This is a genomic window from Providencia sp. 2023EL-00965, assembly GCF_033550225.1.
GTDB classification, from domain to species: Bacteria; Pseudomonadota; Gammaproteobacteria; order Enterobacterales; family Enterobacteriaceae; genus Providencia; species Providencia manganoxydans.
The window spans coordinates 104,726-118,862 of sequence record NZ_JAWUEH010000016.1; the positions used below are offsets into that span (position 1 = coordinate 104,726).

Consider the following 14,137-nt stretch of genomic DNA (forward strand, 5'->3'; position numbering starts at 1 on the left):
ATTTTTACAGGAGAGCGCAGATGCTTACCCAACTTACCATTAATAATTTTGCTATCGTTCGTGATCTTGAAATTGATTTTCGTAGCGGTATGACCACTATTACAGGTGAAACTGGTGCAGGTAAATCTATCGCTATTGATGCACTAGGCCTATGCTTGGGTAACCGTGGTGACGCCAATATGGTACGCCCTGGTGCACAACGTGCAGACCTCTGTGCGCGCTTTTCTTTAATCGATGCTGATAGCGCAGCAAAATGGCTCATAGACCATGAATTAGACAATCATAATGAGTGCCTATTACGCAGAACCATTACACTTGATGGTCGCTCACGAGGTTTTATCAATGGAACCGCTGTTCCTCTTTCCCAACTACGTGAACTCGGAGCTCTGCTTATTCAAATTCATGGGCAACATGCTCATCAGCAATTACTCGATAATACGCATCAAAAATCACTTCTTGATGCCTATGCCAATCAGCAATTTTTACTCACACAAATGAAAAAGGCTTGGCAGCAATGGCATGACTCTTGTCAGCAACTTGCTCTGTTTCAAAAACAAATGCAAGAACGCGAATCACGCCAGCAACTGCTTGAATATCATTTAAAAGAATTAAGCGAATTCTCACCTGTTCAAGGTGAATTTGAAACCATTGAGCAAGAATATAAACAACTCGCAAATTATGGTCAGTTTCTATCGCTTGGGCAAAATGCTGTACAGATCATGTCTGATAATGATGATGCCAATATTTTGAGTCTACTTAATATGGCTAAACATGAATTAGCTGAGTTAGCTTCTTTAGATAATAAATTTTCAAACTTATTAGATATGTTGGAAGAAGCATCAATCCAAGTCAGTGAAGCAAGTGATGAACTCAGACACTATTGTGATCAGTACGAGTTAGATCCTAATCGACTGTTTGAACTTGAACAGCGCATATCGAAACAAATTAATCTTGCTCGCAAACACCATATCATGCCAGAGGCATTGCCAGAGCTTTATCAACAGCTTCTTGATGAGCAAGAAAAAATAGCCAATCAAAATGAAGATTGTGAAGCCCTTAGTGAACAAGTTCAACGCGACCATCAACAAGCCATTCTCTGCGCACAGGAGCTTCATCAGGTGCGTATTGAATTTGCACAAGAGCTAAGCCAGCTTATAACAAGCAGCATGCATCAACTCTCTATGCCTCATGGTCGTTTCACTATTGATGTCAAATTTACACCTGAACATTTACAGCCAGATGGTGCAAGCAAAGTTGAATTTAATGTAACAACAAACCCAGGGCAACCTCACCAAGCGCTCGCTAAAGTCGCCTCTGGTGGTGAGTTATCACGTATTGCACTAGCAATTCAAGTTATCACCGCGAAGAAAATGGATACTCCAGCGCTGATCTTTGATGAAGTTGATGTTGGTATTAGCGGACCAACAGCCGCAATTGTGGGTCGTTTACTTCGTGAGCTTGGTGAGTCAACCCAAGTGATGTGTGTCACACACTTACCTCAAGTTGCAGGTTGTGGTCATCACCATTTTTATGTCTGCAAAGAAACCAATGGCGTTGAAACCGAAACACATATGCAATTGCTTGATAAAAAAGCACGTTTACAAGAACTCGCTCGCCTGCTAGCGGGAAGTGAAGTGACTAAAAATACGTTAGCAAATGCAAAAGAATTGCTTGCAGCGTAAATTTTGACAACTTTTTTGCTCTCATATGGTCTTAGAGTCAATACGGAAGGTTTTAAATTGTATCAATGTCGATTATCATTGATGTTCTGACTCCAAAAGGAATGAGATATCCATGCGTTATAAACTGTTAACTGCTGCTGCACTATCACTCGCATTAATGTCATCGGGCTGTTCAATGATGGAACGTTTGGTCTATCACCCTGACATTAACCAAGGTAATTACCTGACAGCGAAAGATGTTGCTAAGATCCAAAAAGGAATGACTCAGCAACAGGTCGCTTATACTTTGGGCACACCAATGTTAACCGACCCGTTTGGTACTCAAACTTGGTACTATGTTTTCCGCCAAGAACTTGGTCATGATCCGGTTAAACAAGAAACATTAACTCTCACATTTGATCGTAACGGTATACTAACTGACATCAAAAATGAGAAAAATCTTTCTGCACAAGAAGCAATGGAAGCAAAAGAAGCTGAAAACACCCAGCCAGCTGTAGAAGCAGAGCCAGAAAGTCAGCCGAAAGCTGTCGAGCCTGCAACTGAACAGCAACCAACCACACCAAGTCAAAAATGGTTAACTAACTAAGATAACTTAGGTTATTTGTTTTATAGCTTGTTAACCATGTTGAGTAACTACCTGTTTAAAACAGGTAGTTACTGCTATTCCCCGAATTGAAAGCTCTCGACTTACTTATCAATCTTTTCTCTAACTAGCCGATTTTTGAATAGCACAAATAAAAAAACCGAGAAACTCTCGGTTCAAAAATACGTAAAAAGATAATTATTTTTTATTATCTTTAGATTTTTCAGCTCGCTTACGGCGCAATTCTTTAGGATCTGCAATCAAAGGCCGATAGATTTCAACTCTATCCCCTTCTTTCAAAGTATCACTTAACTTAACCGGACGACTGAAGATACCAACCTTATTTTTTTTAAGATCGATATCGGCTCTCAATGCAAGAATACCAGAAGCAATGATTGCATCCTCAACTGTTGCACCTTCATTAATTTTTACAGCCAATAAATACTGCTTTTCAGGTAAAGCATAAGTGACTTCGACATTTAACTCAGACACTGTATATATCCTTTGCTCGGAGCGTAAATGCTTGAACCATATTATTAGCAAGTTCTTTGAAGATTTTTCCAAATGCAAGTTCAATGAGCTTATTAGTAAATTCAAAATCAAGATGAAACTCAATTTTACAAGCATCTGCACTTAAAGGAATGAAGCGCCAGCCACCAGTTAACTTACTAAAAGGCCCTTCAACTAGCTGCATATGAATACGTGCATTATCCTCTAGCACATTTTTTGTGACAAAGGTCTTACTAATACCTGCTTTTGAAACCTCAACCGATGCAGTCATTTCATCATCACTATGACTAATCACACGACTACCTACACACCCCGGTAAAAAACTGGGATATGCAATAACATCATTAACGAGCTTATACATTTGTTCTGCACTAAATGGTACTAACGCAGAGCGACTAATCTGTGGCATATCGATTCCTATCCCCAAAAACTGCCTATATATTACCACTATTGATTGGTTAAACAAAAAACAAAACAGATTGAGCACAATAAATGCACAATCGGCATATTTTTAAACGTTGAGAGATTTATTTCACTACAGCTTACAGTATAATGACCAAACTATGACAAAGAAAAAAGCTTATAAACCCGGTTCGGCAACAATTGCCATGAACAAACGTGCTCGCCACGAATATTCTATCGAAGAAGAGTTCGAGGCTGGCCTCTCCTTACAGGGTTGGGAAGTAAAATCACTACGTGCTGGTAAAGCAAACATTGGTGATAGCTATGTCTTACTTAGAGACGGTGAAGCATACTTATTCGGTGCCAACTTTACTCCGTTAAACGTTGCATCGTCTCATGTTGTCTGTGATCCGACTCGTAGCAGAAAGCTGTTACTAAACCAACGAGAACTCGACACCCTTTATGGCCGAGTAAACCGTGAAGGCTACACAGTCATTGCATTATCCTTATACTGGAAAAATGCGTGGTGCAAAGTCAAAATTGGCGTTGCAAAAGGTAAAAAAGCGCACGATAAACGCTCAGATATAAAAGATCGCGAGTGGCAATTAGATAAAGCACGTATAATGAAACATTCTAATCGCTAAGTTCTAGCTTTTTAGAGTATTTTTCTGTTATACTGCGTTCAACAACTTGGGGCTGATTCTGGATTCGACGGGATTTGCGAAACCCAAGGTGCATGCCGAGGGGCGGTTGGCCTCGTTAAAAGCCGCAAAAAAATAGTCGCAAACGACGAAAACTACGCACTAGCAGCTTAATAACCTGCTTAGAGCCCTCTCTCCCTAGCCTCCGTTCTTAGGACGGGGATCAAGAGAGGTCAAACCCAAAAGAACTCGTGTGGATGCCTTGCCTGGGGTTGAAGCATTAAATTTAATCAGGATAGTTTGTTGGTGGCGTGTCTGTCCGCAGCTGGCAAATGAAATTAAAGACTAGACTAAGCATGTAGTACCGAGGATGTAGAAATTTCGGACGCGGGTTCAACTCCCGCCAGCTCCACCAAATTATCTTCTAAGGACGTCCAAAGAAGACTGAAAAGCCTGCTAACTCAATGAGTTGCGGGCTTTTTTATGTCCTGCGCAGTCTGATGTCACCTAATTAAATCCAATCATCTTAGGCACCTTGATAGGCACCTCGCAAACCTTTATAGTTTTTGAGGTGCCTAAAAACAATGAAACATCAAAAATGGCAAGACAAACCAAACCCTTATCAGCAAAAGAGATCGACGCAGCAAAGCCGAAACAGAGTGATTATGTCCTCTATGATGGCGATGGATTAGAACTATTGGTTAAATCCAATGGCAGTAAACTATTTAATTTAGTTAACAAAAAAATTCAAAACAACACAGCCCTGAGCTGTCGTAGTATAAGGCCGTAGTCGATATTAATGCTTATGGAGATCTTAGAGGATCACCTATTATAAGACATAACCATCACTCGCTACTCAACCTCGGAGCTAATACCTCACGGTTACCATTGTGGTCTTGTTCACTAACTATTCCTTGTAATTCTAGCTGCTCTACAATCATTGCGGCTCTGTTATAACCGATCCGGAACTGCCGCTGGATCCCTGAAATAGAAACGCGCTGTTTTTCTACAACATACTCAGTTGCTTGAGCAAATAATGGGTCAAGTTCTTCCTCTGCCACATCTCCATTCTGGGCATCCCCATAAAAATTAAGATAACTCGCGCTTCCCCATCGTTTACAATAATCGACTGTATCCCTGATATCTGAATCACTCACATAAGTACCTTGGATCCTAGTCGGTTCAGATAAACTCGGTGATGCGAATAGCATATCCCCCAAACCAAATAGTGATTCTGCACCATACTGAGCAAGAATTAAATTAGAGTCAGCCCTAGATGATACAGAAAGAGCAATACGCGTAGGGATATTAATTCGAAGCTGTGAACCGATACTGGTGGATAAAGGGCTGCGAGTCGTTAGAATTAGATGAATACCAACCGCATGACCTTGCTGGCTCAATAGAACTAACATTTCCCCTATTTGTTTATACTCGCCAATGAGTTGAACGTAATCATCAACACAAACAACAAGTTCAGGCTCACTATCTAAATAAGGATGCTTACTATAATTTTCATTAGGCCGCCAGAAAGGATCAGGTATAGGCCTACTTAACTCTTTCGCACTTGATATTACCTTATTGTATCCATTCAAATTACGTTGATTTAATGCTCCAAATAATTTTTGTCTACGCTTTAACTCATTAACCAAAAACGTTAATGGCTTTATTGATTCAACGGAATCAGAAGCGGAAGGAAATAATAAGTGGGGTATATCGTTGTATAAACTGAGTTCAAGCTGGCTTGTATCAAACATCACAAAGCGAACTTTATCCGGCGAGTTTCTGTATAAAATGCTCATTATCAAGGAATGCATTAACATTGACTTGCCTGAGCGTGTCACGCCAGCAATAAGTAAATGCGGCATTTGAGCGAGATCCCAACCAACTGGCTCCCCTATAATATCTTCTCCTAACATGACAGAGAGGGAAGATAATCCATTGTTTCCGCTCCATAAATTAAAGCAGTCAACAAAAGGTACTACTCGACGATATGTGTTAGTGACTCGTAATCCGATATAAGGTGTACCCGCAATAAAATCAATAACTTTTATATCAACGACACTCAAGGAACGACACAATTCTGGCACTAATACTGTTACTTGAGATGCTTTTATCCCTCTACCCAGTTCGATTTTAAAGAGTGCAAATGTTGCGCCTTCGTCATAACCGACAACCTCACCTCTTATTTGGTATTGCACAAAGCAAGATTCAATAGCACGGGCCATAGCTTCTAGCTCTTGAGGTGACCAGCAAAGCTCAGAGGTATGAATAAACGGTTGTGCCATTAATTCCTCCCATCAAGGCGTGTTAATTCAGTAAATTAGAGTAACCTTCGATATTTCAGCGATTACCAATCACACCAACTGATATTTCTTAAAGTTCTCAGCTTGTTCCAGCACACTTTTATAGACCTCGTCATTCGCCACTGGAGGGAAACCATAACGGTGCAATAATAAAATAAGATCAACTTTTAATTTGGCCTTGATATCCTCTCGGTTGCTCCAGTCAGGGTATTGTGTACTGTCATCTACAATCAGCTTCATATCCTTTGCAAGCGCCAGCATTTTGTCGTCATCGTAGGTGAAATCGTATTTCTGGCACATATGCAACAAAATATCGAGGAAGGCTTTCTCTTCCATATCGATACCAATGTCTTTAAATGACATCATTTCGGCTTTGATGTCACAAATCATCGTTGCCATTTGTTCGGTGAAATCGTCGAACTCTTCGCCATTGAGCACATCATTTTCTTTTCGTTGGTTATATTGCTCGACTAAGGCTTGAAAACGCTTTGAGAAGTTGATCCCTTGGAGTTGATTGATCTTTTGGAAATCACTAATGGCTTTTTGCAGCATCTTTTGCAGCAGTTGCATTTTGGTGTTCGGCAACTTGATTTTATTGATACGCGCCATGTATTCATCATCAAAAATATCGATGGTTTCGGCTTTATCATCTCCCAAAGTAAAGATCTCTTCTACCCCTTCGGCTTTGAGGGCTTCTGCTATCATTTCGCGTACTTTTTGGTTCATTTGCGCCGTATCTGGGGCATCACCTTTGGTTAATTTATAGACAATAGAGCGTACGGCCAAATAAAAATGGATATGTTCACGTTCATCTTGGGTGATATCTTCACTGCCCACACACACATCATAAGCGGCTTTCAATCGCTTCACTAAGCCCATAAAGCGCAGTTCAACTTTCTTAGTTTGCAGGACAAACTCAGCCGCTCTATTAAGACAGTCTAATTGCAGTGTTGGCGAACCTGAAAAGTAATCACGACTATCGAATTGATGAAATACCTGTGAAAGCAAATTTAGGTGGTTACGGACTTCAACAATGGATTGCTGAACATCTTCGAAGTTAGACTTATCCGCTTTCGAATACATGGCTAGCGCCATGTTCATACGGCTTTTAATACCAATATAATCAACAACTAGTCCTTTTTCTTTCCCTTCAAAACGGCGATTGACTCGGGAAATAGTTTGAATAAGGTTATGCTTTTGCAGCGGCTTGTCGATATAGATAGAATCCAACTCTGGTACGTCAAAACCAGTCAGCCACATGTCTACCACGATAGCGATTTTGAAGTTGGATTTCGGGTTCTTAAACTGTTTATCTAACTCTCGGCGGTAGTCTTTCGTTCCCAACAGATTATACATCGCCTCATGGTCATCTTTCCCACGGGTCATCACCATGTTAACCATTGGCAAACGCATTAACTCGCTTTTCTCTTGCTCAGTGAGTTCCATACCGTCAATTGCCTGTTTCGCTTCAAACCACTCAGGCCGTTGTAATCTCAGGCTCTGATAAAACGCATAAGCAATGTCACGGCTAGCGCAAACCACCATTGCCTTGCCTTTGATGGTAGAGCCTTCTTCTACACGTTTTTCATAATGTTGAGCAAAATCCTTCGCTAGCGCATCAATACGGTCAGGATCTCCTAAAATGGAGTTCATATTCGCTGTGGCTTTTTTGCTTTCTTCTATCTGATATTCGCTAGTACCTTGGGCTTCACATTCTTGATAATAGCGTTCGATTTCTTCCAATTTGCTGTTATCAAGGGCGATTTTAGCCGCACGCCCTTCGTACACAATGCGCACAGTAATTTCATCATTCACCGATTCGGTCATGGTATAGCTATCAATAGTTTCCCCGAAGACATCTAAGGTGGCGTCGATAGGCGTCCCCGTAAAGCCGACATAAGTGGCATTAGGCAGTGAATCATGCAGATATTTGGCAAAGCCGTAGACCTTTTTAACCGTGCCGTCTTCTTGGTTGATAGTGATTTTTTGGTCGAGATTTATTTGGCTACGGTGAGCTTCATCTGAGATACAGATAATATTACTGCGCTCAGAAAGCAGTTGAATGTCTTCGGTAAATTTATGAATCGTGGTGAGGAATACCCCACCACTAGCACGCCCTGCTAACTTGTCACGCAAGTCTTGGCGACTGGTGACGGGCACAATAATTTCATCGCCAATAAAAGCTTTTGCATTGCAAAACTGTTTGGCGAGTTGTTCATCAAGGTCGGTACGGTCAGTAATTAAAATAATGGTCGGGCTGGCAAAATCGACGCTTTTCATCAATAAGCGAGCTAAAAACTGCATGGTGTAGCTTTTACCACAGCCTGTCGCGCCAAAGTAGGTGCCCCCTTTACCACTGCCGCCGATATTTTCACCACCTGCGCTAATTTGTTTACGTTCTTTCTCGATGTTGAAATACAGCTTACGGGCCGCATAATACTGCGGATAGCGGCAACACACTTTCACTTCGTGCTTACTGATATCCGGGAAAAAAACAAAGTTTTTCAGTACGTCCAATAGCCGAACGGGATGAAATAATCCTTCAATCAAGGTGTACAAGCCGTTAATGCCTTGTTTTTCCGTTGATTCGTTGCCGTTGATTTTGCGCCATGCATAGTAGAATTCATAAGGAGCGAATAAATTACCCATTTTGTTATTCACGCCATCGCTGAGAATACACAAGGCGTTATAAACAAACAGCTTCGGAATATCGCGACGGTAACGCACGCAAAGCTGTGTCCATGCATCAAATAGCGTGGCCTCTTCCCCACGCACCGCCGATTTGAATTCGAAGACCACCAGCGGTAGCCCATTGACGTATAAAATGGCATCAGGAATGCGCAGCTGTACCCCGCCGTCTCGGGCTTGGCCTTCTATTTCAAATTGGTTCACTAGCCGATAGCGGTTATTATCGGCCTCAGATAGCTCGACTTCCCCTGCAAATAATTTCGCTAATTGGTTTGGCAAGGTTTGGGTATCGATCAGTTCGATATACAGGTCTTTTTGGTTTCGGTCTTCACGCTTGAGTAAGAAACCGTTACTGAGCCAATGGCAAAAGGTTTTGTTGCTTTGATAGAGGTCACTGGCAGGCAAGGCTTGCAGTTGCTGAATAATCGTAGTGATCTCACTGTCAGTGATACCATCCGCCTGATATTGCCTTGCAAGGTACTGACGTAAGTCATCCACTATCAACACGTCGCTATTGTCTTTGCGTGGGATTGTATTGCCAAGATAATGCGGATAGCAGGTTTTCCCTGTATTGTTTGCATGTTGTCCTAGCAGTTCAATTATCGCCTGTTCCAGTTTGGCTTCAGTGAAGATATGGCTCATGTCAGTGGTTTCTTATTTGTTTTATAAATTGTTTTATCGATTTTTTAATTAAGATAGTTTAATTGATTCGATAACAAAAACCGCCTCACAATAAGAAAAATGTGAAGCGGTCGAATAAATTAGATTAAGGTTTCTTCTGGAATGTCTGTATTTATATCACTAAGAGACAGCTCGCCGGAGATTAATTTGGGGAGGAGAGTGTCTCGGAGGTTGGTTAACTCTATTTGTTCATTATTTTGGCTTTTTTCTATAAATGGCCGAACTATTTTAGTAAATGTATCAAGAACTTCATTAGATGGTATTAATACTTGTTCAGCATCTAAGAAAAATTTGGTCTGAAAGTTAGCTATCCCCGTACTTTGATTCTGATATTCCCACATTTTTCCATCAGAATAGATTTTTTTCAAATGTATTGAAGCTAACACTCCTAATGTATATGACTTAGGCTCAAATCGACGACAAAAACTTGCTGGTTCAACGACACCACCTAAACGCTCTAGCATCAACTGAGTTATAAAGAGCGAACGACCAGTTGACTGTGTAGGACTACCACCCGATACTTCGATGATAATATCACCAACCTCAATTTGCCGAGATTTTAATTTCTTTGGCTCTACCCACCGTAATGGTGCATCACTTAATTGACCATTACTCAAATCAGGTATGTCCGTACCACGAACAATACGCGATTGCACTGTATGTTTTTCATCTTGTGCATCTTTCCCCCAATCTCCTCCAATTGTGCTTGAAAGTAATTCACCAAAGCAATCATAACGCCACCCTTTCGGTAACCATCCCCCAAGCCCTAATACAGGCTCTGCATATTCTTCAAAAGCATCAGGAAATAACTGACGAATATCCTCTGATAATGGTTTAAAATTATCACTTTCTCGTACAGCTTTACGCAATTCAACTCGATGCCGTAATTCATCAGAAAAGGCTAAGTTTTGAGCAAAAAAGCCAGCATCCAGTGCATTATCGATAACAGGGTCAAAGTCCACAAACCACGATTTAAATAGCGTTTGCGCCATTTGCTCTAGAGTTTGGTTGATTTGACGATTCTTCATTATTTTGTCATCTAAGCTTTGAAGTATATTTGCAATGAAAACCTGAACACTAAGAGGTGGTTTTGGAACTTCAAAATTCTCAATCATACTTTTTGTTAACGCATTTCTTGTTGCCCCTGCGCTCGACAGATTTAGCAGCAATATCTGGGTTTTGGGGCTAGCTAAGAAATAGCGTAAAAATCTAGCATCAAAGTGCTCCTTATTAGGTCGAATTATTGCTACATGCTGATTTACACGAGCAGGTAAATAAGCATCTGGAACCAAACATACGCGGGCTACTGAGTCACCAGTGATATTAAGCAGAATATCATTATGTTCAACAATTACATTTCTAAGCTTAGCGGCAGCAACCTCATCTATATAAACCAGTCCACCTTCCTCGAACCCGTCATTATAAATATTTTGGCTACGAATAAGGCAAACATCACCAGCATCCAAATAAACACTGCTCCCCCCCTTAGGAGTAGCCCCACTACCAATTTTGCAACAGTACTCCCCCAGTTTGACTAAAGGCCACTTACTCCCCATAACCCAACACCTCCATATTTTTACGGATCGCTTTATCTAACTCAGCCGCTTCATCCATCTGGCGATAAAGGGTTTGGGTTAGCTCTTGCATCTTGGTTTCAAATGCCACCCCATCATCTTCAACTTGTGCAGCGCCGACATAACGCCCGGGCGTTAGTACAAAATCATTGGCCTTGATATCATCTAAACTAGCTACCTTGCAAAAACCCGCCCTATCTTGATACTGCTCAATCCCAATTTCTTTGGCGGCAATACGGCGTTTCAATTCGCTTTCGCTACTGCGCCATGCGTGGAAAGTGTCTGCGATAGTGGCGATATCTTCCGCTGTGAGCTCTTTTTGGGTACGGCTGATCATCGTGCCAATATTACGCGCATCGATAAACAAGGTTTCTCCTTGACGGTCACGGTAACCATATTTGGCACTCGCTTGTTTACTTTTACTGATAAACCACAAACAAACGGGGATTTGCGTAGTAAAAAATAACTGACCGGGCAAAGCAATCATGCACTCAATGCGATCATCTTCAACCAGCTTTTGGCGAATTTCGCCCTCACCGCTGGTATTCGAACTCATCGAACCGTTGGCTAACACAAAGCCCGCAACACCGTCTTCACTGAGCTTAGATAACATGTGCAAGATCCACGCATAGTTAGCGTTGCCCGTTGGCGGAGTTCGGAAACCGGCAAAACGCGGGTCATTGGTTAGCTCCGCTTCATTACGCCAATCTTTTAAGTTAAACGGTGGGTTCGCCATAATGAAGTCGGCTTTCAAATCAGGGTGCTGGTCGGCAAAAAAGGTATCCGCTGGGCGTTCCCCTAAGTTGCCCGTTAGCCCTCTCACCGCCAAGTTCATTTTGGCCAGTTTATAGGTGGTGCTAGTCAGTTCCTGCCCATAAATTGCAATATCTTTGCTTTTCCCTTGGTGGCTTTCCACAAACCTCAACGACTGCACAAACATACCGCCCGAGCCACAGCACGGGTCATACACTTTACCTTGGTAAGGTTCGAGCATTTCAGCAAGTAGGGTAACGACTGATTTCGGGGTATAGAACTCGCCTCCACCTTTACCTTCGCTGGCGGCAAAGCGCCCTAAAAAATACTCGTAAACGCGACCGACTAGATCCTCTTCCCCTAGCCCACATTCGGTGGCAAGAGTATCGATGTTTTCAATGCTGTCGATAAGTGAGGCGAGCCTTTTCGGCTCAAGCCCTTGGCGTGAGAAATAGTTATCGGGTAAAGCACCTGTCAGTGACGAGTTGCTTTTTTCGATGGTAGACAACGCCGTATCAATAATCACTGCGATATCGTCTTGTTTCGCACGTTCTTGAACATAAGACCAGCGGGACTGTTGCGGCAAAAAGAAAACGTTATCTTGTTGATAGAAAACATCCATATCAACAAAGGCTTCCTGACCATTTTTGATTAATTCGCTACGCTTGGCTTCGAATTTGTCACTGATAAATTTCAGGAACACCAAACTGAGTACCACATGCTTATATTCGGAGGATTCAACGCTACCACGCAGTTGATTAGCGGTATCCCAAAGGGTTTCTTCGAAGCCTTTGGTTGGTTTTTTCGCGAGTGATTTAGCCATGTCGATAGATTCTCTTTTCTTATCCGTTATTATCGGCAAGCGCTGAGTTAGTGTCGGTTATTTTTACGCTAACTGCCGATAATGTATACAAAATAGGTTTAGGTAAGATTATCGCATAGAATCAGGTGGGTTTGGGCGGCGAAAGCTAAAATTATATCAACCTATATAGCCCAATACTCATTGCTTAGAGTTAGGAGGAGAAAACTGATAATCAACAATGTATGCGCCAATAGGCCCCGTTTTTGTTGTTACCCACACGGTTCCCGTATTTTCCTTAGTTTTCGATTTCGGATCGCTAATGCACCATAAAACCCATTCCTTTGTATAGATTTCTTTTATCTGTATACCATATTCACATCGAGGGGATTTAAGGCGCGGAGGCCCTGGCGATACGATGTCATATTCTGTTTGGTATTGAATTGTTTGGTCTAATGATAAATAAGCAAGCACATTAAATGTTGGAAAGATGAGCATAAGTCCAAGGAAGGCGCCCCAATAATAATCAATGATTACATACTTTGATGGGCGAAAGAAGGGGTGCCATATTCCCCCAATAATCCCTGTAAAAATAGCAAAAACAATAATAATCGTCCATTTAGGAAACCATTCAAATAACACAATATTGTCGCCTAAATAAAACGACAAAAATAGATAAGCCAACCAAGAGCCGTAAAGGATCACAAAAATGTAAGTAGGTAAGGATTTTTTCTTACTACCTTTACTGTATGACTTGAATTGATATTCCATGAAAAACCTTAGTTTATGTCCCTAAATTAATTATCGTTCAGACTAGCTACGTATTTATTGCCATAACCTTCTGTGAAAATAATGAAATCATTTTTCTAAGCTCTAAATATTCTGAAATAAAATGGTATTCGTGTATAGGTTTATGAACGAGTATGATAGCAGTTAATATATTTATTAATATGTTAAAGAACAACAATACCCACCGTCTCATACAAGATTATATATTTATATCTACTTAGCTAAATCTTTCAATGCAAACAGGCCTCGTTCTGCTACTGCTGCTGTTTTATCGGATGCCAGCAATTGCGCTAGTTTAAACGCATCATCTCCTATATTTTCTAACTGTTTGATTAGCATTTCTCCAGCAATACGGCGAACCATAGGAGAACGATCAATTGCCGCCATTTTTAAATACTCAATAAAAGGAATTTTAGTCTCTATTCTTCTTTCCCTTAAAACAGGAATTCGTTGCCGTATGCCATACCTTTTGTCTATCCATTTGAATTCACATCCTTCAGCCCAAACAAATTTGCTTTCAAATAAGCAACGATATGCTTTAGCTCGCAAAGCAGGCTGCACCGATAATTCAGCAATTTCAGTCAAAAAGTTGTCTAATACATCTGTCCACTTCCCATTAATTGAGACACACCAAACTAGAATTTTCTAACTGTTTACGATATACCTCCGGTGGGAGGTGATTTAAACTTTCATGGGTTCGGTTAAGGTTATAATCTTGTTGCCAAAACCACA

The 14,137-nt window shown here is 41.2% G+C and carries 11 protein-coding genes, 1 other RNA gene and 1 pseudogene; 5 read left to right on the top strand and 8 right to left on the bottom strand.

What is annotated here, in order from left to right; translation table 11 throughout:
- The first annotated feature begins 20 nt into the window (after nucleotides 1–20).
- Entirely contained in the window at nucleotides 21–1,682 is a 1,662-nt protein-coding gene (gene recN, locus SC428_RS18200) for a DNA repair protein RecN (RefSeq protein WP_283125691.1), read from the top strand.
- A gap of 112 nt (nucleotides 1,683–1,794) precedes the next feature.
- On the top strand, nucleotides 1,795–2,268 hold the full coding sequence (gene bamE, locus SC428_RS18205; RefSeq protein ID WP_070930022.1) for an outer membrane protein assembly factor BamE: 474 nt from the start codon (nucleotides 1,795–1,797) through the stop codon (nucleotides 2,266–2,268).
- Between the two features lie 195 nt (nucleotides 2,269–2,463).
- Here bamE and SC428_RS18210 read toward each other — a convergent pair whose 3' ends face one another.
- Together SC428_RS18210 and SC428_RS18215 are read right to left on the bottom strand one after the other, a co-directional pair.
- Nucleotides 2,464–2,757: an RnfH family protein gene (locus SC428_RS18210; RefSeq protein ID WP_070930021.1), complete on the bottom strand. Its 294-nt coding sequence runs from the start codon at nucleotides 2,755–2,757 to the stop codon at nucleotides 2,464–2,466.
- Nucleotides 2,750–3,184, bottom strand: a complete 435-nt coding sequence (locus SC428_RS18215) for a type II toxin-antitoxin system RatA family toxin (protein WP_217495512.1) — start codon at nucleotides 3,182–3,184, stop codon at nucleotides 2,750–2,752. Before SC428_RS18215 ends, SC428_RS18210 begins: the two co-directional genes overlap by 8 nt.
- 154 nt (nucleotides 3,185–3,338) lie before the next feature.
- Between SC428_RS18215 and smpB the strand changes: the two genes are divergently transcribed.
- The 3 genes and pseudogenes from smpB to SC428_RS18230 form a co-directional block, all read left to right on the top strand.
- Nucleotides 3,339–3,821 carry an SsrA-binding protein SmpB gene (gene smpB / locus SC428_RS18220; RefSeq protein ID WP_070930020.1) on the top strand — a complete coding sequence of 161 codons (483 nt, stop codon included), beginning with the start codon at nucleotides 3,339–3,341 and terminating at the stop codon, nucleotides 3,819–3,821.
- 48 nt (nucleotides 3,822–3,869) lie between these two features.
- Nucleotides 3,870–4,233, top strand: a transfer-messenger RNA (tmRNA) gene (ssrA, locus tag SC428_RS18225).
- Nucleotides 4,234–4,416: 183 nt separating this feature from the next.
- A pseudogene (locus tag SC428_RS18230) lies at nucleotides 4,417–4,545 on the top strand (integrase); the annotation flags it as partial.
- A gap of 118 nt (nucleotides 4,546–4,663) precedes the next feature.
- On the opposite strand, the gene SC428_RS18235 reads toward SC428_RS18230, so the two are convergent.
- The 6 genes from SC428_RS18235 to SC428_RS18260 form a co-directional block, all read right to left on the bottom strand.
- Nucleotides 4,664–6,103, bottom strand: a complete 1,440-nt coding sequence (locus tag SC428_RS18235; RefSeq protein ID WP_318709468.1) for a DNA translocase FtsK — start codon at nucleotides 6,101–6,103, stop codon at nucleotides 4,664–4,666.
- A 69-nt stretch (nucleotides 6,104–6,172) separates the two neighbouring features.
- On the bottom strand, nucleotides 6,173–9,451 hold the full coding sequence (locus tag SC428_RS18240; protein ID WP_318709470.1) for a type I restriction endonuclease subunit R: 3,279 nt from the start codon (nucleotides 9,449–9,451) through the stop codon (nucleotides 6,173–6,175).
- Nucleotides 9,452–9,570: 119 nt separating this feature from the next.
- On the bottom strand, nucleotides 9,571–11,046 hold the full coding sequence (locus tag SC428_RS18245; protein ID WP_318709472.1) for a restriction endonuclease subunit S: 1,476 nt from the start codon (nucleotides 11,044–11,046) through the stop codon (nucleotides 9,571–9,573).
- Nucleotides 11,036–12,640, bottom strand: a complete 1,605-nt coding sequence (locus tag SC428_RS18250) for a type I restriction-modification system subunit M (protein ID WP_318709473.1) — start codon at nucleotides 12,638–12,640, stop codon at nucleotides 11,036–11,038. The genes SC428_RS18245 and SC428_RS18250 overlap by 11 nt, the downstream gene beginning before the upstream one ends.
- 177 nt (nucleotides 12,641–12,817) lie before the next feature.
- Nucleotides 12,818–13,387: a hypothetical protein gene (locus SC428_RS18255; RefSeq protein ID WP_318709475.1), complete on the bottom strand. Its 570-nt coding sequence runs from the start codon at nucleotides 13,385–13,387 to the stop codon at nucleotides 12,818–12,820.
- Nucleotides 13,388–13,618: 231 nt separating this feature from the next.
- Nucleotides 13,619–13,990: a hypothetical protein gene (locus tag SC428_RS18260; RefSeq protein ID WP_318709478.1), complete on the bottom strand. Its 372-nt coding sequence runs from the start codon at nucleotides 13,988–13,990 to the stop codon at nucleotides 13,619–13,621.
- Nucleotides 13,991–14,137: the final 147 nt, after the last annotated feature.